The sequence below is a fragment of the Streptomyces sp. NPDC006544 genome (genome assembly GCF_040611715.1).
Classification (GTDB): domain Bacteria; phylum Actinomycetota; class Actinomycetes; order Streptomycetales; family Streptomycetaceae; genus Streptomyces.
Window position 1 is genome coordinate 18,011 of the sequence record NZ_JBEXOV010000002.1, and the last position, 24,647, is coordinate 42,657.

24 protein-coding genes are annotated in these 24,647 nt (G+C 71.9%); 17 read left to right on the plus strand and 7 right to left on the minus strand.

Annotated features, from left to right (window positions below; all coding sequences use genetic code 11):
- The 3 genes from ABZY44_RS01095 to ABZY44_RS01105 all read left to right on the plus strand — a co-directional run bounded on the left by ABZY44_RS01095 (position 1) and on the right by ABZY44_RS01105 (position 2,383).
- Entirely contained in the window at positions 1-654 is a 654-nt protein-coding gene (locus ABZY44_RS01095) for a hypothetical protein (RefSeq protein WP_356649455.1), read from the plus strand.
- A 110-nt stretch (positions 655-764) separates the two neighbouring features.
- Entirely contained in the window at positions 765-1,457 is a 693-nt protein-coding gene (locus ABZY44_RS01100; RefSeq protein WP_356649456.1) for a demethylmenaquinone methyltransferase, read from the plus strand.
- 14 nt (positions 1,458-1,471) lie between these two features.
- Positions 1,472-2,383 (plus strand): glutaminase, encoded by a 912-nt coding sequence (locus ABZY44_RS01105; RefSeq protein ID WP_356649457.1) that lies wholly within the window; start codon positions 1,472-1,474, stop codon positions 2,381-2,383.
- A gap of 107 nt (positions 2,384-2,490) precedes the next feature.
- Here the strand turns inward: ABZY44_RS01105 and ABZY44_RS01110 are convergent, their stop codons facing one another.
- Complete coding sequence (locus ABZY44_RS01110) at positions 2,491-3,069, minus strand: GNAT family N-acetyltransferase (RefSeq protein ID WP_356649458.1); 579 nt, start codon at positions 3,067-3,069, stop codon at positions 2,491-2,493.
- Positions 3,070-3,168: 99 nt separating this feature from the next.
- On the opposite strand from ABZY44_RS01110, the gene ABZY44_RS01115 reads away from it, so the two are divergent.
- The gene (locus ABZY44_RS01115; protein ID WP_356649459.1) at positions 3,169-4,452 is read left to right on the plus strand and encodes a geranylgeranyl reductase family protein; all 1,284 of its coding nucleotides are present in this window, start codon (positions 3,169-3,171) and stop codon (positions 4,450-4,452) included.
- An 82-nt stretch (positions 4,453-4,534) separates the two neighbouring features.
- On the opposite strand, the gene ABZY44_RS01120 is transcribed toward ABZY44_RS01115, so the two are convergent.
- The 4 genes from ABZY44_RS01120 to ABZY44_RS01135 form a co-directional block, all read right to left on the minus strand.
- Positions 4,535-4,984, minus strand: a complete 450-nt coding sequence (locus ABZY44_RS01120; protein WP_356649460.1) for a hypothetical protein — start codon at positions 4,982-4,984, stop codon at positions 4,535-4,537.
- 42 nt (positions 4,985-5,026) lie between these two features.
- Entirely contained in the window at positions 5,027-6,235 is a 1,209-nt protein-coding gene (locus ABZY44_RS01125) for an ABC transporter permease (RefSeq protein WP_356649585.1), read from the minus strand.
- A gap of 53 nt (positions 6,236-6,288) precedes the next feature.
- Entirely contained in the window at positions 6,289-6,966 is a 678-nt protein-coding gene (locus ABZY44_RS01130; RefSeq protein WP_356649461.1) for an ABC transporter ATP-binding protein, read from the minus strand.
- Between the two features lie 71 nt (positions 6,967-7,037).
- Entirely contained in the window at positions 7,038-8,924 is a 1,887-nt protein-coding gene (locus tag ABZY44_RS01135; RefSeq protein WP_356649462.1) for a peptidoglycan-binding domain-containing protein, read from the minus strand.
- A 578-nt stretch (positions 8,925-9,502) separates the two neighbouring features.
- Between ABZY44_RS01135 and ABZY44_RS01140 the strand changes: the two genes are divergently transcribed.
- Entirely contained in the window at positions 9,503-10,525 is a 1,023-nt protein-coding gene (locus ABZY44_RS01140; protein ID WP_356649463.1) for a hypothetical protein, read from the plus strand.
- Between the two features lie 45 nt (positions 10,526-10,570).
- On the opposite strand, the gene ABZY44_RS01145 is transcribed toward ABZY44_RS01140, so the two are convergent.
- Complete coding sequence (locus ABZY44_RS01145; protein WP_356649464.1) at positions 10,571-11,035, minus strand: hypothetical protein; 465 nt, start codon at positions 11,033-11,035, stop codon at positions 10,571-10,573.
- Positions 11,036-11,357: 322 nt separating this feature from the next.
- On the opposite strand from ABZY44_RS01145, the gene ABZY44_RS01150 reads away from it, so the two are divergent.
- On the plus strand, positions 11,358-11,771 hold the full coding sequence (locus ABZY44_RS01150; protein ID WP_356649465.1) for a hypothetical protein: 414 nt from the start codon (positions 11,358-11,360) through the stop codon (positions 11,769-11,771).
- Between the two features lie 267 nt (positions 11,772-12,038).
- On the opposite strand, the gene ABZY44_RS01155 is transcribed toward ABZY44_RS01150, so the two are convergent.
- Positions 12,039-12,890, minus strand: a complete 852-nt coding sequence (locus ABZY44_RS01155; RefSeq protein ID WP_356649466.1) for a C40 family peptidase — start codon at positions 12,888-12,890, stop codon at positions 12,039-12,041.
- A gap of 1,011 nt (positions 12,891-13,901) precedes the next feature.
- Here ABZY44_RS01155 and ABZY44_RS01160 point away from each other — a divergent pair.
- Genes ABZY44_RS01160 through nuoK form a run of 11 tightly spaced genes read left to right on the plus strand, consistent with a single transcriptional unit; the run spans position 13,902 to position 24,640 of the window.
- Complete coding sequence (locus ABZY44_RS01160) at positions 13,902-14,261, plus strand: NADH-quinone oxidoreductase subunit A (protein WP_030010013.1); 360 nt, start codon at positions 13,902-13,904, stop codon at positions 14,259-14,261.
- Between the two features lie 15 nt (positions 14,262-14,276).
- Positions 14,277-14,831 (plus strand): NADH-quinone oxidoreductase subunit B, encoded by a 555-nt coding sequence (locus ABZY44_RS01165; RefSeq protein WP_123079911.1) that lies wholly within the window; start codon positions 14,277-14,279, stop codon positions 14,829-14,831.
- Between the two features lie 14 nt (positions 14,832-14,845).
- Positions 14,846-15,583 carry an NADH-quinone oxidoreductase subunit C gene (locus ABZY44_RS01170; RefSeq protein WP_356649586.1) on the plus strand — a complete coding sequence of 246 codons (738 nt, stop codon included), beginning with the start codon at positions 14,846-14,848 and terminating at the stop codon, positions 15,581-15,583.
- Positions 15,583-16,917, plus strand: a complete 1,335-nt coding sequence (locus tag ABZY44_RS01175) for an NADH-quinone oxidoreductase subunit D (RefSeq protein ID WP_356649467.1) — start codon at positions 15,583-15,585, stop codon at positions 16,915-16,917. The genes ABZY44_RS01170 and ABZY44_RS01175 overlap by 1 nt, the downstream gene beginning before the upstream one ends.
- Positions 16,918-16,967: 50 nt before the next feature.
- Positions 16,968-17,687, plus strand: coding sequence for an NADH-quinone oxidoreductase subunit NuoE (gene nuoE / locus ABZY44_RS01180; protein ID WP_356649587.1), 720 nt, complete (start codon positions 16,968-16,970; stop codon positions 17,685-17,687).
- Positions 17,687-19,051, plus strand: a complete 1,365-nt coding sequence (gene nuoF / locus ABZY44_RS01185) for an NADH-quinone oxidoreductase subunit NuoF (protein WP_356649468.1) — start codon at positions 17,687-17,689, stop codon at positions 19,049-19,051. The genes nuoE and nuoF overlap by 1 nt, the downstream gene beginning before the upstream one ends.
- The gene (locus ABZY44_RS01190) at positions 19,048-21,561 is read left to right on the plus strand and encodes an NADH-quinone oxidoreductase subunit G (protein WP_356649469.1); all 2,514 of its coding nucleotides are present in this window, start codon (positions 19,048-19,050) and stop codon (positions 21,559-21,561) included. The genes nuoF and ABZY44_RS01190 overlap by 4 nt, the downstream gene beginning before the upstream one ends.
- Entirely contained in the window at positions 21,558-22,925 is a 1,368-nt protein-coding gene (gene nuoH, locus ABZY44_RS01195) for an NADH-quinone oxidoreductase subunit NuoH (RefSeq protein ID WP_356649470.1), read from the plus strand. Before ABZY44_RS01190 ends, nuoH begins: the two co-directional genes overlap by 4 nt.
- Positions 22,918-23,535 carry an NADH-quinone oxidoreductase subunit NuoI gene (gene nuoI, locus ABZY44_RS01200; RefSeq protein ID WP_356649471.1) on the plus strand — a complete coding sequence of 206 codons (618 nt, stop codon included), beginning with the start codon at positions 22,918-22,920 and terminating at the stop codon, positions 23,533-23,535. Before nuoH ends, nuoI begins: the two co-directional genes overlap by 8 nt.
- Positions 23,532-24,344 carry an NADH-quinone oxidoreductase subunit J gene (locus ABZY44_RS01205; RefSeq protein ID WP_356649472.1) on the plus strand — a complete coding sequence of 271 codons (813 nt, stop codon included), beginning with the start codon at positions 23,532-23,534 and terminating at the stop codon, positions 24,342-24,344. The genes nuoI and ABZY44_RS01205 overlap by 4 nt, the downstream gene beginning before the upstream one ends.
- The gene (gene nuoK / locus ABZY44_RS01210; RefSeq protein WP_356649473.1) at positions 24,341-24,640 is read left to right on the plus strand and encodes an NADH-quinone oxidoreductase subunit NuoK; all 300 of its coding nucleotides are present in this window, start codon (positions 24,341-24,343) and stop codon (positions 24,638-24,640) included. Before ABZY44_RS01205 ends, nuoK begins: the two co-directional genes overlap by 4 nt.
- The last annotated feature ends 7 nt before the right edge of the window (positions 24,641-24,647 follow it).

Below are 24,647 nucleotides of genomic sequence, written 5' to 3' on the forward strand. Positions count from 1 at the left end.
GTGCTGACGATCCACACCGCCGATCTCCTCGTCACCGGCCCCGCCGGGAGCGGATCCGCGCCGCTGCCCGGCGGCGCGGTCCTCGTCGAGGGCGACAGGATCGCGGACGTGGGCCCGTACGAGGAGCTCGCCGCGGCCTCCCCGCACGCGCGGACCCGCCGCTGGCCCGGGACGCTGACCCCCGGGCTGCTGGTCCGCGGCGGCGACGAGCTGCTGGAGCGCACGTACTACCCGGACGACCCGTACGAGACCACCGAGCTCGGCACCGGACCGATCAGCGGCCCCGAGGCGCTGGCCGCCCTGAAGATGACCGAGCCGCGCTGGGGCAACAGCGCCCGGCGCGGCACGCAGAAGCTCCTGGCGCGCGGGGTGGTGGCCGTGACCGGCCGTTTCACGAGCCCCGCCGTGCGGACGGCGGTGATCCGCTCCGGGCTCGCCGTCCTGCCGCCCGCCGCCTACGAGGGCCCCGCCCGCCTGGACCCGTTCGCGGGGCGGGACGCGGCGGAGCAGGCCTTCCACGGGACTCTGGAGCCGGGCGCACCGGCCCGGTTCGCCGCCTTCGCCGTGGACGGCCCGGCGGAGCTCCTGGAGCGGGGTCCGACTACCTGCGTGGCCACGGTCATCGGCGGCAGGCTGCTGCACCGCCGCCGCTGAGCGGGACCCGGGGACGGCCTGCGAGAATGGCCCGGTATCCGCCGGACCCCTCCGGGACCCGCGCCGGACCACGCCGAACCATTCGCACCGCACCCGAGGGGCCAATGCCAGTGACCACCGCTTCCCTGGACAAGCAGCCGCACGAAGTCGCCTCCATGTTCGACGGTGTGGCGGCGAACTACGACCTCACCAACGACGTCCTCTCCCTCGGGCAGGCCCGCCTGTGGCGCAAGGAGGTCGCCAAGGCGGTCGGCGCGCGCCCCGGCCACAAGGTCCTCGACCTGGCCGCCGGCACGGCCACGTCCTCGCTGCCCTTCGCCGCGACCGGCGCGTACGTCGTCCCCTGCGACTTCTCCCTCGGCATGCTCCGCGAGGGCAAGAAGCGCAACCCCTGGCTCCCGCTGACCGCCGGCGACGCGACGAAGCTGCCGTTCAAGGACGGGGTCTTCGACAGCGTCACGATCTCCTTCGGCCTGCGCAACGTCCAGGACACCGACGCCGCCCTGCGCGAGCTGTACCGGGTCACCAAGCCCGGGGGCCAGGTGGTGATCTGCGAGTTCTCGCAGCCCACCTGGGCGCCCTTCCGGACCGTGTACACCGAGTACCTGATGCGCGCGATGCCGCCGGTGGCCCGCGCGGTCTCCTCCAACCCCGACGCGTACGTGTACCTCGCCGACTCCATCCGCGCCTGGCCCGACCAGCCGGAGCTGGCGGCGCTGCTGCAGAAGGCCGGCTGGTCCCAGGTGGCCTGGCGGAACCTGAGCGGCGGCATCGTGGCGCTGCACCGCGGCGTCAAGCGGTAGGACGGGCCACGGCGATGGACTACCAAGCGCTGTTGGAGCAGGTCGCCGCCGACATCGCCCCGCTGGTGGGCGGCGGCACCCCCGCCGAGTACATCCCGGCGCTGGCCTCCGTGGACCCCCGGCAGTTCGGCATGGCCATCGCCGACCTCGACGGCAACGTCTTCGGGGTGGGGGACTGGCGGACGCCGTTCTCCGCCCAGTCCATCACCAAGGTCTTCGCGCTGGCGCTCGCGCTCGCCGAGGGCGGCGACAGCCTGTGGGAGCGGGTGGGACGGGAACCCTCCGGCAACCCGTTCAACTCCCTCGTGCAGCTGGAGTACGAGAACGGCATCCCGCGCAACCCCTTCATCAACGCGGGCGCGCTCGTCGTCACCGACCGGCTGCTGACCCTGACGGGTGACGCGAGCAGCGAACTGCTGGACTTCCTCCGCGAGGAGAGCGGCAACCCGGACCTCGCCTTCGACGCGGAGGTCGCCGCCTCCGAGCACGAGCACGGGGACCGCAACGCGGCCGTGGCCCACTTCATGGCCTCGTACGGGAACATCGACAATCCGGTGCCGGCCCTCCTCGAGCACTACTTCTGGCAGTGCTCGATCGAGATGAGCTGCGCCGACCTCGCCCGCGCGAGCCGCTTCCTGGCGCGCCACGGGCTGCGCGCGGACGGCACGAGGCTGCTGACGCGCAGCGAGGCGAAGCAGATCAACGCGGTCATGCTCACGTGCGGGACGTACGACGCGGCGGGGGAGTTCGCCTACCGGGTCGGCCTGCCGGGCAAGAGCGGTGTGGGCGGCGGGATCGTCGCGGTGGTCCCGGGCGCGTGCACGCTGGCCGCGTGGAGCCCGGGGCTCGACCCGCAGGGCAACTCGGTGGCGGCGGTGGCGGCACTGGACCGGTTCACGACCCTGACGGGGCTCTCCGTCTTCTGACGCCTCGGGCGTCGGGGCGTCGTCGCGCCCAGGGCCTCGCGCCCAGGGCCTCGCGCCTCGCGCCCGGGCGCCCGGGGGCCGGGGCCCGCCGGGCGCGAGGCGCGGTCCTACGCCCGCGGGGCCGGCAGGGCCGCCACGTCCGGCAGGGCCGCCACGTCCGCCACGTGCGGCAGCGTCAGTTCGTAGCGACGGCTCAGGTCGCCCACCGGGTTGGGGAATTCCTCCGCCAGGGTCATGCCCAGGCGCTCCGCGACCGCCACCGAGCGGGCGTTGCGGGCGTCGATCATCGCCACCACGCGCGACGGCCCCGCCTCCCGGAGCCGCTCCACGGTCGCCAGCGCGGCGGCGTACGCGTACCCCCGGCCCCACGCCGCACGGCCGAGCCGCCAGCCGATCTCGATCTCACCGACCGGCCCCCACCCCTTCTCCGCCGGCCAAGGCTGGGCTCCGGCGAAGCCGATGACCTCCCCGTCGGCGTCCAGCAGCGTCCACAGGCAGAAACCGAGACGGGCGTCGTGCATCCGCTGCCGCGCGGTCATCTCCTCGTACAGGGACGGCTCGGCCGGCCCCCCGAGGAACTCCATGACGTCACGGTCGTTGAAGATGCGGTACCACGCGTGCGCGTCCTCGTCCGTGGGCACACGGAGCTGGACGGCGGGGAGCGGCCGGGTCGGCGAGGTGGTCACAGTGGGCAGCCCTTCGAATCGCGATCTCTCTCGCTGCATAGACTGCACACGTCTGGTGCCCCCCGGCACCCCATTACGAGCCTTCCGGGAGACCCCGCCGTGACCGAGCCCCTCTCCGAGCACTCCGCGGACGTGATCGTCGTCGGGGCCGGGCCCGCCGGCTCGACCACCGCCTACTACCTGGCCAAGGCCGGACTCGACGTCCTGCTCCTGGAGAAGACGGCGTTCCCCCGCGAGAAGGTCTGCGGCGACGGCTTGACGCCGCGCGCCACGAAGCAGCTGGTGTCGATGGGCATCGACATCTCCGAAGAGGCCGGCTGGCTCCGCAACAAGGGCCTGCGGATCATCGGCGGCGGACAGCGGCTCCAGCTGGACTGGCCGGAACTCGCCTCCTTCCCCGACTACGGCCTCGTCCGCAAGCGCGACGACTTCGACGAGACCCTGGCCCGCCAGGCGCAGAAGGCCGGTGCCCGCCTCTACGAGCGCTGCAACGTCGGCGAGCCCGTCCGTGACCCCCGTACCGGCCACATCACGGGCGTGCGGGCCAAGCTGGGCGAGGAGAAGACCCCGGTCACCTTCAGCGCCCCGCTGGTCGTCGCGGCCGACGGCAACTCCTCGCGCCTCTCCCTCGCGATGGGCCTGCACCGCCGCGAGGACCGCCCGATGGGCGTCGCCGTCCGTACGTACTTCACCTCGCCCCGGCACGACGACGACTACCTGGAGTCCTGGCTGGAGCTGTGGGACCGGCGCGGCGCCGAGGACCGCCTGCTGCCCGGCTACGGCTGGATCTTCGGCATGGGCGACGGAACCTCCAACGTCGGCCTCGGCATCCTCAACTCCTCCTCCGCCTTCAAGGAGCTGGACTGGCGCGAGGTCCTGAAGGCCTGGTGCGCGTCCATGCCGGAGGACTGGGGCTACACCCCCGAGAACATGACGCAGCCGATCCGCGGCGCGGCCCTCCCGATGGCCTTCAACCGGCAGCCGCACTACACCAAGGGCCTGCTGCTCGTCGGTGACGCGGGCGGGCTCGTCAACCCGTTCAACGGCGAGGGCATCGCCTATGCGATGGAGTCCGGCCAGATCGCCGCCGACGTCATCGTCCAGGCCCACTCCCGCGCCACGCCCGCGCTGCGCGAACTGACCCTGCACAGCTACCCGAAGGTCCTCAAGGAGACCTACGGCGGCTACTACACGCTGGGCCGCGCGTTCGTGAAGCTCATCGGAAACCCGAAGATCATGAAGATCGCCACCCAGCGCGGCCTGTCCCACCCGGTGCTGATGAAGTTCACCCTGAAGATGCTGGCCAACCTCACCGACCCGACGGGCGGCGACGCGATGGACCGCGTCATCAACGGCCTCTCGAAGGTGGCTCCCCGCGCTTGACGGTTCCACGCCGGGCCGTTCGCCGGACAGTCGAGCGGCCCGGCTCGTGGGGTGTGGCCGTGACCGTTCGCGCCTCGTGACGTCACCGGTCCGTCGGCCGCGCAGGTGCGGCGGACGGACCGGAGTGATCGGACTGATCGGACGGATCGAGGGAACCGGGAGAACCGCCACCCGGATCGCACGGCTGCCGGGGGATGGCGCAGGGGTCGGCGTACGGGACCGCGTACGGGGCTGCGGCCGGGCGGTGGACGGTCCGGACACAGCGGGCCAGGAGGAGCAGACCGCAGAGCAGCAGTGTCGCCGAGGCCGTCCAGTCGAGGGTGAGCGTGAGCGGCGAACCGGGCTTCTGCCAGGGGCGCGAGGTGGTCAGCAGCCAGCCGCCCAGGGACAGCAGACCCAGCCCCGCGGCGGCCGGGAGGGACGTGGGATCGGCGGTCTGGGCGGTCTGGGCGGCTTGGGCGGCTAGGGCGTCGTGGCCGGGGCCACGGCTGCGGTCGGGGCCGGAGGATGCGTCGGACGGCCTGGTGATCACGGATCACCACCTTCTGGCGGGACTCGGGCGGGCTCGCCGGACCTATCTTCGCAGGGCTTCGGCCGGTTCGACACGTGCCGCCCGCCAGGCGGGATGGACCCCGGCGAGCAGTCCGGTCAGCAGCCCGACGAGCGGGGCGACGGCGACCGTCACCGGATGGATCACCGGGGTCCAGTCCCGGACCAGGGACACGGCGACGACGGTGAGTTCGCCGAGGGAGGTCCCCACCAGGCCGCCCAGCGCGCCCAACGCGGCGGACTCCGTGAGGAACTGCGCCGCCACGTGCCGCCCGCGCGCCCCCAGGGTCCGCCGCAGCCCGATCTCGGCCGTCCGCTCCAGGACCGCGACCAGCGTGGTGTTGGCGATCCCGACCGCGCCGATGACCAGGCAGATCCCGGCCAGCAGCAGGAACAGCGCGCTCAGGTCGGAGCCGACGCCGGAGCGCAGCAGCCGCGGGTCCGGAGGTGGGACGGCCTTCAGGTGGTCGGGGTGGTCGGGGCGCAGGGCCAGCGGGGCGAGGGCGGCGACCTGGCGGGCGGCCCCGAGGTCGGTGGAGATCAGCATGCTCGCGGCGCCCGGCTCCGGCGGGCCCCACAACTCCTCGGCGGTGGCCCGGGGGACCAGCACCGAGAGCAGGTGCTCGGGCCGCCTGCGCACGTCGGAGACGATCCCGGCGACGGTGAACGGCTCCTGACCGATGTACAGGGCGGGGCGCGTCGCGAGGGTGGTGATGCCGAGGCGCTCCGCGACCCCGCTCCCGACGACCACCACGCGCTGGTGGCTCCGCTCCGCGAACTCGTCGTAGAGCCTGCCCTGCTGCAGGGTCGGCGCGAGCGCGGCCACCGCCCCCGGGGAGGCGGCGACGACGGGGGTGCCGGTGGCGCGGGTGCCGCCGGAGGGCAGCGAGCCGAGCGTGGCCGAGGGGTCCAGGCGCACCGTCCACAACACCCCCGCGTGCTCGATCCCGGCGACCTGGCGCAGCCGCTGTTCGGCGTCCGCGGGGAAGCCGGGGGCGGCGAAGGGGTCCTGGCGGGCGGCGATGTCCTCGACGGTCACCTCGGTGGCGGTGAGGGCGTTGAAGCGGCCGTCGATCTGGGAGGAGAGGGTGGCGGTCAGCCCGAGGACGGCGACGAAACTCCCCACGCCAAGCACGGTTCCGAGCGCGGTCAGGACGGTCCGCCCGGGCCGGCGCACCATCCCGGCGACGGCCTCGCCGAGGGCGTCGCGCACGGAGAGCCGCGTGCGCGGGATGCGGGGGCGGTGGGGGGCGGGACTGGAGCCGGGGCTGGGGCTGGTGAAGGGTTTCACGAGTTCAGCCGCCCGTCGCGGATGGTCACGGTCCGCTGCCCGCGCCGGGCCACGTCCGGATCGTGGGTGATCACGAGCACGGTCAGGCCCGCGCCGTGCAGCGCGTCGAGCAGCGCGAGTACGGAGGCGGCGTTGGCGGAGTCGAGATTTCCGGTCGGCTCGTCACAGAGCAGCAGCGAGGGGCGCCCCACCAGGGCGCGGGCGATGGCGACGCGCTGGCGTTCGCCGCCGGAGAGCCGCCCGGGGACGGCGTCGGCCCGGTGCCCGAGCCCGACCTGGTCGAGGGCCTCGCGGGCCCGAACGAGGCGCTGGCGGCGCGGCACTTCGGTGTAGAGCATCGCGAGGGTGACGTTCTCCAGGGCCGAGCGGTGGGGCAGCAGGTGGAAGGACTGGAAGACGAAGCCGATCCGGCGCCCGCGCAGGGCGGTGCGCTCACGGTCGGGCAGCCGGGCGGTGTCGACCCCGTCGAGCAGGTAGCGGCCGGCGGTGGGCGAATCGAGCAGCCCGGCGACGTTGAGGAAGGTGGACTTCCCGGACCCGGAAGGCCCGACGACGGTCACGAACTCCCCGCGCCGCACGACCAGCTCACACCCCCGCAGCGCCTCGACGGGCGGCGGCCCGGGATAGACGAGCCCGACCTCCCGGAACTCGATGACGGGCACGGTGACGGGCACGGTGACGCCCCCCTCACCCAAGCCTCCGGGGTCGTACTCCGGCGGGGGGCCGGGCCGGCGGAAGCGGAACCTCATCCGGGGGTTCCCTTGCGGGCGACGCCGGTGACCACCTTGGTTCCGGGGGCGAGCGAGCCCGGCTCCACCGGGGTGACGGCCACGAAGCCGTCGCCGGTGGTGCCGGTGCGGACCTCGATGCGCCGCTGCGCGCCGTCGGCGGCCACGGCCGTGACGACCGTACGGCCGTCCGCGCCCGCGGAGACCGCGGTGACCGGGACGACGAGGGCCTCGCCGTCGGTGGCGGCCGACTCGATGGTGAGCCGTACGTCCTGCCCGGCGAAGGAGGCGGGCAACGGCTGGTCCGGGCGGACGACCATCCGGTAGCCGAGATCGGCTCCGCCACCACCGGCTCCGCCGCCACCGCTGCCGGGGACCTGGCCCGGGACCTGGCCCTGGCCCTGGCCCTGGCCCTGCTGCGGCCCCGAGGGCGGGGCGCTCGAGCGTTCGGTGGCGACCGACACCACCTTGGCCCGGGTGTCGCTGCCCGCGAGCTCCGAGGAGATCACCACCGTCATCCCGGCGCGCAGCAGCTGCTTCCTGTCGTCCTTGAGATAGGCCTCGACGACGAGTTCACCGGCGGACAAGGTCAGCACCGGACCGGACACGGGGGCGCCGATGCGTGCGCTGACCGCGCTGACCCGTGCGGGGAAACCTCCGAGGAACACCGTCTCGGCGGCGGGCAGCATCGGCCCGTCGGCGGCCTCGGCCACCGCGAGCGCGGCCCGTGCCTCGACGAGCGACTGCCGGGCCCGGTCGAGGGCCCGCCGAGCCCCGGCGTCCACCGATCCCCCGGCCCCCCCGGCGCCCGCACCGGGCCCGGCCGTGGCCGCCGCGACCCCGATGCCCGCGCCCGCCGTGGCTCCGGAGGCTGTCGAACCTCCGGCGCTCCCCGTGCCCCCGATGCTCCCCGTGGCCCCGGAACTTCCGGTGCCGCCGGACTCGGCGGAGCCCCGGCCTCCCGGGGCCGTGGCGCCGGCCGGCCCGGTCGAGGCGCCGGAACCGGCCCCGCCCGCGCCCCCGCCCGCGCCTCCGCCCGCGACGACCGCCTCCGCGTCCTCCACGGCCCACTGGGCCGAGCGCACGGCCTCCCGCGCCGCCTTGAGCGACGTACCGCCGTCGGCCACGGCGGGGAGCGGGGCGTATCCGACGGCGTGGTAGCGCGCCGCGAGCGCCGCCTTCGTACCGGACCCGAACACGCCCGTGGCGTCCGCGCCGGTGTCGTGCCCGAGTTCGCGCAGCGCCTGCTGGAGCTGCGCGACGTCATCGCCGGTGGCGCCCGGCTTGAGGTCCCGGTACATCGGCAGGCCGCCGTGCAGGGCGAACACCGGCCGGCCGGACACCTCGGCGAGCAACTGGCCCGCCCGGACGGGATCCCCCGCCTTCAGCGGCAGCTTGGTCACCACGGCCGCGCCCGCGCCCGCGCCGTCACTCCCAGGGGTCCGTATCCCCTGCGGGGACACGGAGACGCTCTGGTCCGCGACCACGGTCCCGCGCATCACGACGGTCTCGGCGAGCACCCGCCGCTCGACCTCGGCGGTCAACGCGCCCTGCGCGGGCGGCGCGGTGTCCGCCACCACCTGGGCCGGGGACCGCACCCACGTGGTGGTGAGCAACCCGCCCACCGCCATCAACGCGGCTCCCCCGACCACCCCGAGCACGACTCGCCGCCCGCGCGCGACCCCGGCCGGACCCTGACGCCCGGACCTGCCCCGCTCCGAGCGCCCGGCCCTGGCCTCGTCCCTGGCCTCGTCCCCGGTCCCGGCCCAGGGCCCGGCCGAGCGCTCGGCCCCGGGATCGGATCCGGTGTCCGCCTCCGCCCCGGCGTGGTCCGTGGGTTCGTCCTCGCCGGCGGCCTGGCGGGGTCGGTGGGGTTCGAGGCGGGTCAACGGGGGTTCCGGCACGTCTGGAGTACGGAGGCGTGCGGCGGCCCGTCCTCGGCCCCGGGCTCCCGCTCTCCCTCCGCGCACCCGGCCAAGGGAATGCATACGCGGTGCGGTGGGACCAAATGACGTGCGCGCACGACGGCGATTCCTTGGGCGTGAGAAAAATGGAACGGGCGCGTCCGTGGGAGGGACGGCCCGGGGCGCGCCGCGTGACAGTTAAGGCGCGCCTTCCGAAGTCCGCAAGTCCCCTCCTTGCCAAACAATCTGAGGATCCGGCAGGCTCAAAACTGCTTGCTCGCGATCGGCGGCGGACGGTTGAATCCCGGCCGGGTGTCCATCCCCCGGAACGTCCTGTCGCCGTACCCGCCTTTCACTCGGAAAGCGAGGGAATACGCGAGGCACAGGACGAGAACCTCGGCGGAAAGGCCGGCACGCTCCCGGCCGGTTACCGGGGAATCGCCTCGACCACCTTCACGAACGAGATCAGCTCAGCCGCCCTTGTCCTCTGATCCGCCGTCACCGTCCACCAGCCACCGAACCACCGCACCACCGCACCCCCGAACCACCGCGCCACCGCCCCCAGAAGGAGCTCCCCGATGCGTCCCACCCGCCGCCCCCGGCCCGCAGCCGCCCCCGCGGCCGTCCTGCTGGCGGCCGCGCTGCTGGCGGGCTGCGGTCAGGGCGGCGGCGGGGGCGCGGACGGGAAGGGCGAGCCCGAGCTCGGACCGGTGGCGGTCCGGCCCGCCACGTCCGCGCTCTCGCTGCCCATGGACGCGTACACGGACACCGACGCCGAGGCGGGCCGGATGGCCCAGGTGCAGGGGATGCTCGTCTCCCAGTGCATGGCCCGGTACGGGTTCACGTACGAGGGCCCGACACCGCGGCAGGGGGCCCCCGGCGCGGCGCCCGAGGACCGGCACCGCTACCTCTTCGGCCTGGCCGACCCGGCGTACGCCGCTGCGCACGGCTACGACCAGACGGCGGGCGCGGGCAGCCCGGTCAAACCGCCCGCCCCCGAAGTCAGCGACAGCGCGTACGTGGTCCTGAACGGCGAGCAGCGCGGCACCCGAACCAGTCAGCCGCCCGCCGACGCCCGGACGGAGGAGGAGGCCGCGCAGCTGGACAGCGGCCTGACGGCCGGCGGCCAGAAGGTGCCGTCCGGCGGGTGCGGGCGGGAGGGGTACCGCAAGCTGTACGCCCCGACCAAGGACAGCGTCGACCTGCTCTTCCCCTTCGGGCTGGCCTCGGAAGCGCACGACCGGTCCAAACGGGACTCCCGGGTCGTCGAGGTGCTGAAGAACTGGTCGGCGTGCATGGCGAAATCGGGCTACGGCGAGGTGAAATCACCGTACGACGTCACCGAGAAGCTCGGCCTGGACGGCGGCCCGGCCGCGGGGCCGGACGGAGGCCCGGGCGGTCCCAAGGCGATCGCGGCGGCCAAGGCCGACGTCGCCTGCAAGCGCGAGGTGAACCTCGTGGGCATCTGGGCGGCGGTGGAGGAGGCCTACCAGAAGCGGCTGGTGGAGGAGCACGCGCAGACGCTCGCGCTGTACAAGAAGCAGCGCGAGGCCCGCTTCAAGCTGGCGGCCACCCTCGCCTCATCGGCCACCCCCGGCTGAGCGGCCACCCCCGCCCAGTCCGGGGCCGTCCGGCCCGCGGACCGCTCACGGCCTGGGCATGCACTTCAGCATGGCGTCCATGTGATCCTGCTTCAGCGCCGACCACTGCGCGGGGGTCCCGCCGGCCGCCTGGTTGATCTCGCCCGTGACCGGATCCGGGTCCGGATACCAGTCGATGCCCTGCGCCCGCATGCACTCGGACGCCATCCGCGCGGCGGTGAGGTCCCGGGGAGCAGCCTGTACGGGGGTGCGCGACGGGCGCAGCGGCAGGCAGGTCTCCTGCGCCGCGGCGAACCGCGGACCGTCCTCCTCCACCACCCGGGGGATTCCGCTGTCCCGGTAGGCGAGGGTCAGTCCGTGCTCCTCCATGCACCGGTAGAAGGGCATTTCCGCGGCCACGGCCGAGGGATTCGCCCGAGAGCCGGGGGAGGCGCCGGGCGTCGCCAGCGTCGCCCCGGGGGAGGTGCCGGGTGAGGCGCCGGGCATCGCCCCGGTGTCCGCCTGCTGCATTCCCTTTTCCCCGCATCCGGTCAGTGCGCTGCACATGAGGACTAACAGGGCGAAATCGCGTACGCGCACGTCGTTTCCCTTGCGGTCGGTGGAATGGAACGAGCGCGTCCGGAGGTGCGGGCGGAAGGACTGGAGGGTGCGGCGGCGGGGCGCTCGCCGCCGGGCGATCGTAGGCGGGCGCCGATGGAGCGGACAAGCCCGGTATGAGCCAGGCCAGTTGTGCGCCGGTAAGCCGAGAAGATGCTTGCTCCGGAACGGTCCGGCGGGTTGAATCCCGGGCTGGACGGAATTCCTTGAAGATCCGAAGACAGAGGCGTACCTGATGAACAAAGTCATTCGAAAACTCGCCGCCGGCTGTGCCGCCGCGGTTTCGGTGGGGGCCGTTCTGGTGGCGACGGCCGGCCCGTCGGCCGCTACGGAGCGGAACGGCTATCTGGAGGACTCCGAGTTCGGCCTCTACTACAACTCGAACTCCGGGGGTTGCGTTTTCGACCTGTACGGGTCGGATTGGAACTTCGCCAACGACTACTTCACCGGCCCGTACAACTGCACCGGCATCGCCGGGCTGGTGGACGACGACACCGCGTCCTACCGCAACCGCGACACCTACACCTGGCGGGTGGCCACCGAGATCAACCTCGGCGGCCTCGTCGGGTCGGTCCCCCCGGGCTACGTGGGCAACGCGAGCATCAACTTCAAGAACAAGATCACCTCGGCCACGTTCCGCTCCGACTGAGACCGGCGGCCGGGCCCGCGGCGAGGGGCCCGCGGCGACGGGACGGAAGGCAACGGGGCCCGCAGTGGCGGCCCCGAGCGGTCCACGACGGCCCCGGGCGGGTCCCCGGGGCATCAGAGCCCTCAGGAGGCCCCAACGACCCCTGCGGCCCCGCGTACGGGCCCAGGGCAGCCGAAAGGCCGGTACTCCACCCCCGAGCGGGGGAGTACCGGCCTTCGCGCGTCCGCGGGGACGGACGTACGCGGGCGGATCCGTCGAACGGTTCGGTCAGAGGACGCGGACGGCGCCCGTCGGCTTGTCGTAGCTCAGGGAGCGCTCGACGATGCCGGTGCTGGAGTTCTGCGCGCCGACGAACTTGCCGCCGCCGACGTAGACGGCCACGTGGTAAGCACTGCCCTTGGCACCCCAGTACAGGATGTCGCCGGGCTGAAGGGCGTTCAGGGAGACCGAGGTACCGGCCGAGGACTGCGCCTGCGACATGCGCGGCAGGCTGATGCCGGCCTGTCGGTACGCGGCCTGGACCAGACCCGAGCAGTCGAACGAGGACGGGCCGGTGCCACCCGTGACGTAGGCCTTGCCGACCTGCGCGCGGGCGAAGTTCACGATGGCGGCGGCGGAACCGGTCGCCGGGGCGGAGACGGTGCCGGAGCCCTGCGAGGAGGAGCCCTCCGAGGGCGCCGAGGCGGACTTGGCCGACAGCGAGGCGCGGGCGGAGCTGCGGTTGGCGCGCTCGGACTCGGCCTTGCGGTCGGCTTCCTCCTTCGCCTTCTGCTCGGCGTCGGCCTTCTGCTGCGCGTCTTCCTTGGCCTTCTTGGCCTCGGCGGCGGCGCCGGTGCGGGCGCTCTCCTCCAGGGCGTTGAGCTCGCCGTCCACGGCGGCGGCCCGAGTGTTCTCCGCGGCCTTGGCGACGGACGAGGACACCTCGGCGGCCAGGTCCATGTTGAGGACCGGCATCTCGAGGGTGGTCTCGTGCGCGGGCTCGGCGGAGGGCGTGGCGCTGGCGGTGCCGGCCATCGCCAGGGTGCTGAGGACGCCACCGGCAACTCCGGCGCGGACCGCGAGCTTCGAGGCGCTGCGGCGGGGCTTCCGGTGGCTGGGTATGTGAGCGGTGAGGGACATGGGTACAACCGCTATCAGGGCGTCACGGTTCCCTTCAAGAAACGTGGTCTGCGCCACAGTTGTGCGCGAAGGCCGTTAACCGGGCGCGTCGGACCACTTATTGACGCCCTAACGGGCTAAACGGACACCCCGTCGCAAGGCTGTGATCATGGGTTTTTCGAAATAAGTCCGGAATGATCCCTGGCCTACCATCCCGCCGGGCAGATGGCCAAGCCCCCTTTCGGCAGCGCGAAGCGGGAGTGGCGCAGGTCACAGGAGCGTCACGGGATGCGGACGCCGTAGCCCGTTCGTGACCTGTTCGTGAACGCATCGCCGGGTCGGGTCCGCGCCACCGCCCGGTCGGGATCGCGCCACCGCCGTGCCGGGGTAGGGCCGCCCGGCCGCCGACGGCCCCTCTGCGGGCCCTCCTGCCCAGACTTCCGCCCGGATCACATCCGGACCCGCCGCCGGAGCGCGGCTCCCCTCGCGATCCGGGTCCGCACCTCCCGTCGAGCTCCCGGCCGCGCCCGCGCACTCCGCACTCCCGGCCGCGCCCCCCGTCCGCTCCCGGTCCCGCGCGCCCGTCCGCCCGCGTCCCGACCTAGTGAACGCGCGCACGCGTCCACTCCCGTACGCGAGGGCTCCCCCGGCCGGGGGACGCCGATCCCTTTATCATCACGCACATCACGATGCCAATTTGCGTGCAGAGGCCACGATTTGATAGTGCGACACCCCTTCCACCTGCGACGACAGAGGCGGATGTCACCTTTGGTGATCATGTGGATGCTTCGCGTATGAAGATCACCACTCATCGGACTTCATGATCGTTCGTCAGGTGGTGGAGATCACAAACTCGTTGTTGCAACCCGTGTCGCAGATCACAGACGGGCAGGCATAGGATGCGCACCAGTCCGGCTTGTGAACTGCCTCACATGCAAGCGCCCGATCAGGAGCGCGATCTTCGCGAGGCGGGGCACGCGGTGCCGGCGCAGCGGTCCATACGGTCAAGGACGACTGGAAGGAGCGAGGAGCGTGAATGCGTACGCGCCCATCCTCGTGCTCGGCGCCCTCGGCGCAGGGTTTGCGATCTTCTCCGTGGTCATGGCCACGCTGATCGGTCCAAAACGGTACAACCGGGCAAAACTTGAAGCGTACGAGTGCGGCATCGAGCCCACTCCCATGCCGGCCGGCGGCGGACGCTTCCCCATCAAGTACTACCTGACGGCGATGCTCTTCATCGTCTTCGACATCGAGGTTGTCTTCCTCTACCCCTGGGCGGTCACCTTCGACTCGCTGGGGATCTTCGGGCTCGTCGAGATGCTCCTCTTCGTGCTCACCGTCTTCGTCGCCTACGCCTACGTATGGCGCCGCGGCGGCCTGGAATGGGACTGAGGGGCTGAATTTTCCATGGGACTGGAAGAGAAGCTGCCGAGCGGCTTTCTGCTGACCACCGTCGAACAGGCCGCGGGCTGGGTGCGCAAGTCATCCGTCTTCCCCGCGACCTTCGGCCTGGCCTGCTGCGCGATCGAGATGATGACCACCGGAGCGGGCCGGTACGACCTGGCCCGCTTCGGCATGGAGGTCTTCCGCGGATCCCCGCGCCAGGCCGACCTGATGATCGTGGCGGGCCGGGTCAGCCAGAAGATGGCCCCGGTGCTGCGGCAGGTGTACGACCAGATGCCCGCTCCCAAGTGGGTCATCTCTATGGGTGTTTGTGCCTCTTCAGGCGGAATGTTCAACAACTACGCGATCGTCCAGGGCGTCGACCACATCGTCCCCGTGGACATCTATCTGCCCGGCTGCCCGCCGCGCCCCGAGATGCTGCTCGACGCGATCCTCAAGCTCCACCAGAAGATCCAGGGATCGAAGCTCGGCGTGAACCGGGAAGAGGCGGCCCGAGAGGCGGAGGAGGCGGCCCTCAAGGCCCTCCCCACCATCGAGATGAAGGGGCTCCTGCGGTGAGCGACGACCCGGCCGTGCAGAACGGCCCCCCCACCGGCGACGGCAACGGCAACGGCGGCGAGAACGTGCCCGCCCCCCGCGGCTCCGCCGGACCCGAGGTGATCGGCGTCCGCAAGGGCATGTTCGGTGCCGCCGGCGCTGGCGACACCAGCGGCTACGGCGGCCTCGTGCGCACCGTGGCCCTGCCCGGCGAGAGCGCCCGTCCCTACGGCTCGTACTTCGACGAGGTCGTCGACGAGCTCGAAGGGGCGCTGGAGGAGCAGGACCTGGTCCCCGAGAACGCCATCGAGAAGACGGTCGTCGACCGGGGCGAGCTCACCCTGCACATCGCGCGCGAGCACCTCGCCCTCGTGGCGAAGACCCTGCGCGACGACCCGGCCCTGCGCTTCGAGCTCTGCACCGGCGTCAGCGGGGTGCACTTCCCCGGCGACAAGGGCCGCGAGCTGCACGCCGTCTACCACCTGCGCTCGCTCACCCACGGCCGGATCCTGCGGCTCGAGGTGTCCGTCCCGGACAGCGACCCGCACGTCCCCTCGCTCGTCTCGGTCTACCCGACCAACGACTGGCACGAGCGCGAGGCGTACGACTTCTTCGGCCTGGTCTTCGACGGGCACCCGGCCCTCACCCGGATCATGATGCCGGACGACTGGCAGGGCTTCCCGCAGCGCAAGGACTACCCGCTCGGCGGCATCGCCGTCGAGTACAAGGGCGCCCAGATCCCGGCTCCCGACCAGCGGAGGTCGTACAGCTGATGAACACCCAGAACGCATCGCACCACGCCTCCGCCCGCGAGACGACCGAAGGCACCGTCTACACCGTCACCGGCGGCGACTGGGACGAGGTCGTCCAGTCCGCCGCCCGCGCGGACGACGAGCGCATCGTGGTCAACATGGGTCCCCAGCACCCCTCCACCCACGGAGTGCTGCGGCTGATCCTGGAGATCGACGGAGAGACGGTCACCGAAGCCCGCTGCGGCATCGGCTACCTCCACACCGGCATCGAGAAGAACCTCGAGTACCGGAACTGGACGCAGGGCACCACGTTCGTCACGCGCATGGACTACCTGACCCCGTTCTTCAACGAGGCCGCGTACTGCCTGGGCGTCGAGAAGCTGCTCGGCATCACCGATCAGATCCCGGACCGCGCCACCGCCATCCGCGTCCTGCTGATGGAGCTCAACCGGATCTCCTCCCACCTGGTGTGCATCGCCACCGGCGGCATGGAGCTGGGCGCCACCACGATCATGATCTACGGGTTCCGCGACCGCGAACTGATCCTCGACGTCTTCGAGACGATCACCGGACTGCGCATGAACCACGCGTTCATCCGCCCCGGCGGCCTCGCACAGGACCTGCCCCCGGGCGCGGTCGACCAGCTCCGCGAGTTCGTGAAGACCATGAAGAAGAACCTGCCGGAGTACGACAAGCTCGCCACCGGCAACCCCATCTTCAAGGCCCGCATGCAGGACGTCGGCTACCTCGACCTCACCGGCTGCATGGCGCTCGGCGCCACCGGCCCGATCCTGCGCTCCGCCGGCCTTCCGCACGACCTGCGCAAGTCCGACCCGTACTGCGGCTACGAGAACTACGAGTTCGACGTGCCGACCACCGAGTCCTGCGACTCCTACGGGCGGTTCCTGATCCGCCTCGAGGAGATGCGCCAGTCCCTGCGGATCGTCGAGCAGTGCCTGGACCGGCTGGAGCCGGGCCCGGTGATGGTCGCCGACAAGAAGATCGCCTGGCCCGCGCAGCTCGCGATGGGCCCGGACGGCCTCGGCAACTCGCTCGACCACATCAAGAACATCATGGGCACCTCCATGGAGGCCCTCATCCACCACTTCAAGCTGGTGACCGAGGGCTTCCGGGTCCCGGCCGGGCAGGCGTACGCGGCGGTCGAGTCCCCCAAGGGCGAACTCGGCGTCCACGTGGTCTCCGACGGCGGCACCCGCCCCTACCGGGTCCACTTCCGCGACCCGTCCTTCACCAACCTGCAGGCCATGGCCGCGATGTGCGAGGGCGGCCAGGTCGCCGACGTCATCGTCGCCGTCGCCTCCATCGACCCCGTGATGGGAGGCGTCGACCGATGACGACCGCGTTTTCTGACGGGAACACCCCCCAGGCCCCCCTCAGCCTGGGAATGCCCCAGCTGCCCGCCCCCGACTACCCGGCCGAGGTGCGCGAACGGCTGGCGGCCGACGCCGCCGACATCATCGCCCGCTACCCCGACAGCCGCTCCGCGCTGCTGCCGCTGCTCCACCTCATCCAGTCGCAGGAGGGCTTCGTCTCGCGCACCGGCATCCGGTTCTGCGCCGAGGTGCTGGGCCTGACGACGGCCGAGGTCAACGCGGTGGCCACGTTCTACACGATGTACCGGCGCAAGGCCTCGGGCGACTACCAGGTCGGCGTCTGCACGAACACCCTGTGCGCGGTCATGGGCGGCGACGCCATCTTCGAGGAGCTCAAGGAACACCTCGGGGTCGGCAACAACGAGACCACCCCGGACGGCAAGGTCACCCTCGAGCACATCGAGTGCAACGCGGCCTGCGACTACGCGCCGGTGGTGATGGTCAACTGGGAGTTCTTCGACAACCAGACCCCCGAGTCCGCCAAGGCCATGGTGGACGACCTGCTGGCCGGCCGACCGGTCGAGCCGACCCGGGGCGCGCCGCTGTGCACCTACAAGGAGACCGCCCGGATCCTGGCGGGCTTCCCGGACGAGCGCGCGGGCGCGGTGGAGGCGAGCGGCGGCGCCGGCCCCGCCTCGCTGATCGGCCTGCGCATCGCGCGCGGCGAGTCACCGCAGCTCGGCAAGGTCGTGCGCCCGCGTGCCGAGACCGCCACCGAGGAGGGGGAGTGATGACGGTGACCGCTGAGACGCACGAGAACGGCACCAGCCCGGAGAAGCTGCTGGCACCCGTGCTGTCGGCGTTCTGGGACGAGCCGCAGTCGTGGACGCTGGAGACCTACCGGCGTCACGAGGGCTACGAAGGCCTGCGCAAGGCGCTCGCCATGACACCGGACGACCTCATCGCCTACGTGAAGGACTCCGGTCTGCGCGGGCGCGGCGGCGCGGGCTTCCCCACCGGAATGAAGTGGCAGTTCATCCCGCAGGGCGACGGCAAGCCGCACTACCTCGTCGTGAACGCGGACGAGTCGGAGCCGGGGACCTGCAAGGACATCCCCCTCCTCTTCGCCAACCCGCACTCCCTCATCGAGGGAATGATCATCGCCTGCTACGCGATCCGCTCGGAGCACGCCTTCATCTACCTGCGCGGCGAGGCCGTGCCGGTACTGCGGCGCCTGCACGAAGCGGTGCGCGAGGCGTACGAGGCCGGCTACCTCGGGGAGAACGTCCTCGGGAGCGGGCTGAAGCTCGACATCACCGTGCACGCGGGAGCGGGCGCCTACATCTGCGGCGAGGAAACGGCCCTCCTGGACTCCCTCGAAGGCCGGCGCGGTCAGCCCCGGCTGCGTCCCCCCTTCCCCGCGGTCGAGGGGCTCTACGCGTGCCCCACTGTCGTCAACAACGTGGAGTCCATCGCCTCGGTTCCCGCGATCCTCCACAAGGGCAAGGACTGGTTCAAGTCCATGGGGACCGAGAAGTCCCCCGGCTTCACGCTGTACTCGCTGTCCGGCCACGTCGTCGGCCCCGGCCAGTACGAGGCTCCGCTCGGCATCACGCTGCGCCAGCTGCTCGACATGAGCGGCGGCATCCGCCCCGGCCACCGGCTCAAGTTCTGGACCCCCGGCGGCTCCTCCACCCCCATGTTCACGGACGAGCACCTGGACGTCCCGCTGGACTACGAGGGCGTGGGCGCGGCCGGCTCCATGCTCGGCACCAAGGCCCTGCAGTGCTTCGACGAGACGACCTGCGTCGTGCGGGCGGTGACCCGCTGGACCGAGTTCTACGCCCACGAGTCCTGCGGCAAGTGCACGCCCTGTCGCGAAGGCACGTACTGGCTGGTCCAGCTGCTGCGCGACATCGAGGCCGGCAAGGGCGTCATGTCCGACCTCGACAAGCTGAACGACATCGCCGACAACATCAACGGCAAGTCGTTCTGCGCGCTCGGCGACGGAGCCGCCAGCCCCATCTTCTCCTCGCTCAAGTACTTCCGCGAGGAGTACGAGCAGCACATCACGGGCAAGGGCTGCCCCTTCGACCCCAAGAAGTCGACCCTCTGGGCTGACGGTCCCGAGAAGAACTCCGAGGTGAACGCATGACCGTCACCACGAACGCCCCCGCCGGTGGCGGCGAGGCCGCGGTGCCGCCGGACGACACGGTCTCCCTGACCATCGACGGCGTCGAACTGTCGGTGCCCAAGGGCACGCTGGTCATCCGGGCCGCCGAGCAGCTCGGTATCGAGATCCCCCGGTTCTGCGACCACCCCCTCCTCTCCCCGGCCGGCGCCTGCCGCCAGTGCATCGTCGAGGTCGAGGGCCAGCGCAAGCCGATGGCCTCCTGCACCATCACCTGCACCGACGGCATGGTCGTCAAGACGCAGCTGACCTCCCCGGTCGCCGACAAGGCCCAGCGCGGGGTGATGGAGCTGCTGCTCATCAACCACCCGCTGGACTGCCCGGTCTGCGACAAGGGCGGCGAATGCCCGCTGCAGAACCAGGCGATGTCGCACGGCAACGCCGAGTCCCGTTTCGAGGGACGCAAGCGGACGTACGAGAAGCCCGTCCCGATCTCCACGCAGGTGCTGCTGGACCGCGAGCGCTGCGTCCTGTGCGCGCGCTGCACCCGCTTCTCCAACGAGATCGCCGGCGACCCGATGATCGAGCTGCTGGAACGCGGTGCGCTCCAGCAGGTCGGTACCGGCGAGGGCGACCCCTTCGAGTCGTACTTCTCCGGCAACACCATCCAGATCTGCCCGGTCGGCGCCCTCACCTCGGCGGCCTACCGGTTCCGCTCCCGCCCCTTCGACCTGGTCTCCTCCCCGAGCGTGTGCGAGCACTGCGCGGGCGGCTGCGCGACCCGGACCGACCACCGCCGCGGCAAGGTGCTGCGCCGCCTGGCCGCGGAGGACCCCGAGGTCAACGAGGAGTGGATCTGCGACAAGGGCCGCTTCGGGTTCCGCTACGCGCAGCGCCCCGACCGGCTCACCACCCCGCTGGTGCGCGGGAGCGACGGGGTCCTCGCCCCGGCGAGCTGGCCCGAGGCGCTGGAAGCCGCCGCGAACGGACTCGCCGCCGCGCGCGGCCGGGCCGGGGTACTGACCGGAGGCCGCCTCACCGTCGAGGACGCTTACGCGTACGCCAAGTTTGCGCGGGTCGTGCTCGACACCAACGACATCGACTTCCGGGCCCGGGTGCACAGTGCGGAGGAGGCCGAGTTCCTGGCCGCCTCGGTCGCCGGCACCGGCAAGGACCTCGGCGGCGGCGACAGGGCGGTCACCAACACCTCGCTGGAGGCGGCCCCGGCCGTGCTCCTCGTCGGCATCGAGGCCGAGGAGGAGGCCCCCGGCGTCTTCCTGCGGCTGCGCAAGGCCCACCGCAAGCACAAGCAGCGGACCTTCGCCCTCGCCCCGTTCGCCACGCGGGGCCTGGACAAGGCCGGCGGCACCCTGCTGGCCGCCGCCCCCGGCACCGAGCCCGAGTGGCTGAACGCGCTGGCGTCCCGCACGGGCCTGGAGGACGGCGGCCGGGAGGCCGCCGAGGCGCTGCGCCGGCCCGGCGCGGTCATCGTCGTCGGAGAGCGCCTCGCGGGCGTGCCCGGCGCGCTGACCGCCGCCGTACGGGCCGCCGCCGCGACCGGCGCCCGGCTGGTGTGGATCCCGCGCCGGGCCGGAGAGCGGGCCGCCGTCGAGGCGGGCGCGCTGCCGTCCCTGCTGCCGGGCGCCCGCCCGGCCACCGACCCGCGGGCCCGCGACGAGGTGGCCGCCGCCTGGGGCCTGGACGAGCTCCCGCACCGCTACGGCCGCGACACCGGCCAGATCGTCGAGGCGGCAGCCTCCCGCGAACTGTCCGCCCTGCTGGTCGGGGGCGTGGAGCTCGCCGACCTGCCCGACCCGGCGCGCGCCCGGGTCGCGCTCCAGGAGGCCTTCGTGGTCAGCCTGGAACTGCGGCCCAGCGAGGTCACCGACCACGCGGACGTGGTCCTGCCGGTCGCGGCCGTCGCCGAGAAGTCCGGCGCCTTCATCAACTGGGAGGGCAGGGTCCGGCCGTTCGAGGCCGCGCTCAAGCCCGAGCAGATGACCCGGCGGCTGGCTCCGGCCGACTCCCGCGTGCTGCACATGCTGGCCGACGCGGCCGGCCGTCCGATCGCCCTGGGGGACGTACACGCCGTGCGCCGGGAGCTCGACGGGCTCGGTCAGTGGGCCGGGACGCGCGCCGCCGAACAGACCGCGGACACCGAGCCCCTGCCCCGCCCAGGTGCGGGCGAGGCCGTCCTCGCGGGCCACCGGCTCCTGCTCGACCAGGGCCTCCTCCAGGCCGGCGACGAGGCACTGGCCGGCACCCGGCACGAGGCTCCCGCCCGCCTGTCGGCCGCCACGGCCGCCGAGACCGGCGTCAAGAACGGCGACGTCCTCGCGGTGACCGGCCCGGCCGGCTCCGTGGAACTGCCGCTGCGGATCACCGAGATGCCCGACCGGGTGGTCTGGCTCCCGATGAACTCCACCGGGTCCGGGGTCCTCGCCGACACCGGCGCCCAGCCGGGCACCCTCGTACGGATCGGCCCGGCGACCCCGGCCGACAGCAGCGACGCCACTGCGGAGGTGGGCGCGTGAACACCGTTCAGATCGCTGCCGAGGACCTCTCCCTGTTCGGCAGGGACGTCTGGTGGCTCGTCGTCCTCAAGGCGGTGTTCTGCTTCGCCTTCCTGATGGTGACCGTGCTCTTCTCCATCGTGTGGGAGCGCAAGGTCGTCGCCTGGATGCAACTGCGCATCGGCCCCAACCGGCACGGCCCCTGGGGCATGCTCCAGTCGCTCGCCGACGGCGTGAAGCTGATGCTCAAGGAAGACCTCGTCGTCAAGCGGGCCGACAAGGTCGTCTACGTCCTCGCCCCGATCATCGCGGCGATCCCGGCGTTCATGGCCATCGCGGTGATCCCCTTCGGCCCCGCGGGCGACGAGGTCTCCATCTTCGGCCAGCGCACCACGATGCAGCTGACCGACCTGCCGATCGCGATGCTCTACGTCCTCGCGGTGGCCTCGGTCGGCATCTACGGCATCGTGCTGGCCGGATGGTCCTCGGGCTCCACCTACCCGCTCCTCGGCGGCCTGCGCTCCTGCGCGCAGATGATCTCCTACGAGATCGCGATGGGCGTGGCCTTCGCCTCGGTCTTCCTCTACTCCGGGTCGATGTCGACCTCGGCGATCGTCGAGGCCCAGGCGGACCGCTGGTACATCGTGCTGCTGCCCGTCTCCTTCATCATCTACGTCGTCACGATGGTCGGCGAGACGAACCGCGCCCCCTTCGACATGCCGGAGTCCGAAGGCGACCTGGTCGGCGGCTTCAACACCGAGTACTCCTCGATCAAGTTCGCGCTGTTCATGCTGGCCGAGTACGTCAACATGGTCACCGTCTCCGCCGTCTCGGTCACCCTCTTCCTGGGCGGCTGGCGGGCCCCGGCGCCGATCTCCACGTACTGGGAGGGCGCCAACCACGGCTGGTGGCCGATGCTGTGGTTCGTCCTCAAGGTCCAGCTGCTGCTGTTCTTCTTCATCTGGCTGCGCGGCACGCTCCCGCGCGTGCGCTACGACCAGCTGATGAAGCTCGGCTGGAAGGTGCTGATCCCGGTCTCCGTGGTCTGGCTGATGCTGGTCGCCACCGTCCGGGCGCTGCGCAACGAGAACTACGACTTCACGGAGATCGTGCTCTACGTCGGCGGCGCGGTCATCGCGCTCCTGCTGCTGTCCTTCGTCGCGGACGTCTTCCGCGGCAAGAAGGAGAAGGCGGCCCTCGCGGACGCCGAGCAGGCCGCGGCCGAGCCCTTCGATCCGCTGGCGGGCGGATTCCCCGTACCGCCGAAGCCCGGCCAGCACCTGGCACCCGTACCGCGCAGGCGGCCTCGCAGCGAGCGGGAGCTGATCGTCAGTGGCGCGGCGAATTCCGACAGCGACCGAGAGGAGGGTGCTGAGAATGTCTGACGCGGACGAGAACGAGAAGTGGCAGAACCCGGTGGCCGGCTTCGGCGTGACCTTCAAGGCCATGTTCAAGAAGCGGCTCACCGAGCAGTACCCGGAGCAGCCGAAGACCACCGCTCCGCGCTTCCACGGGCGGCACCAGCTCAACCGCCACCCGGACGGTCTGGAGAAGTGCATCGGGTGCGAACTGTGCGCCTGGGCCTGTCCCGCCGACGCCATCTACGTCGAGGGCGCCGACAACACCGAGGAGGAGCGCTACTCCCCGGGTGAGCGGTACGGCCGGGTCTACCAGATCAACTACGCCCGCTGCATCCTGTGCGGGCTGTGCGTCGAGGCGTGCCCGACCAGGGCACTGACCATGACGAACGAGTTCGAACTGGCCGACTCCAGCCGTGAGGCGCTCATCTACACCAAGGAGCAGCTGCTCTCCGGTCTGACCGAGGGCATGGTCGAGGCTCCGCACTCGATCTTCCCGGGCACCGACGACACGGACTACTACCGCGGGCTCGTGACCGGGGCGGCTCCCGGCACGGTCCGCCAGGTCGCCGTGTCCAAGGGCGAGACCGCCGGGACCGCACCTTCCTCCCAGGGCACCGAGGAGGTGGGGGCATGAGCACCGTCGCCGCGGCCGCCACGCTCACCTCCACTGGTGAGGCGATCCAGTTCTGGGTCCTCGGCACGGTCGCCGTCATCGGCGCCCTGTCCACGATCCTGATGAAGAAGGCCGTGCACAGCGCCCTGAGCCTGGCCGGGACGATGATCGTCCTGGCGGTCTTCTACCTCGCCAACGGCGCGTACTTCCTCGGCATCGTCCAGGTCGTCGTCTACACGGGCGCGATCATGATGCTCTTCCTCTTCGTCGTCATGCTCGTCGGCGTCACCGCCGCGGACTCGCTGACCGAGACCATCAAGGGGCAGCGCTGGCTCGCCGTCCTGTGCGGACTGGGCTTCGGCATCCTGCTGATCGCCGGCATCGCCAACGCCGGGCTCACCCACTTCAACGGACTCGGCCGCATCAACTCCGGCGGACACATCGAGGGCCTGGCCACGCTCATCTTCACCAAGTACGTGTTCGCCTTCGAGATCACCGGCGCCCTCCTCATCACCGCGGCCGTCGGAGCGATGGTGCTCACCCACCGCGAGCGCACCGAGCGGGCCGCCACCCAGCGCGAGCTCGCCGAGCGCCGCGTCCGCGAGGGCGTCCAGCTCCCGCCGCTGCCCGCACCCGGCGTATACGCCCGGCACAACGCCGTGGACGTGGCCGGCCTGCTGCCGGACGGCACCCCGTCCGAACTCACCGTCAACCAGACGCTGCGCGCCCGCGGCCAGATCAGGGACGTCTCCGGCAAGGCGCTGGACGACCTGAAGGCACTGGAGCAGCGGTCGTTCGAGCGGCTCGGCCGTGAGGAGGCCTCGAAGTGAATCCCGTCAACTACCTGTACCTGGCGGCACTGCTGTTCACCATCGGGGCGTCCGGAGTCCTGATCAGGAAGAACGCGATCGTGGTGTTCATGTGCGTGGAGCTGATGCTCAACGCCTGCAACCTCGCCTTCGTCACCTTCTCCCGGATGCACGGCAACCTCGACGGCCAGATCATCGCGTTCTTCACGATGGTCGTCGCCGCCGCCGAGGTCGTGGTGGGCCTCGCGATCATCGTGTCGCTGTTCCGTACCCGCCACTCGGCGTCGGTCGACGACGCCAGCCTGATGAAGCTGTAAGGGGCGC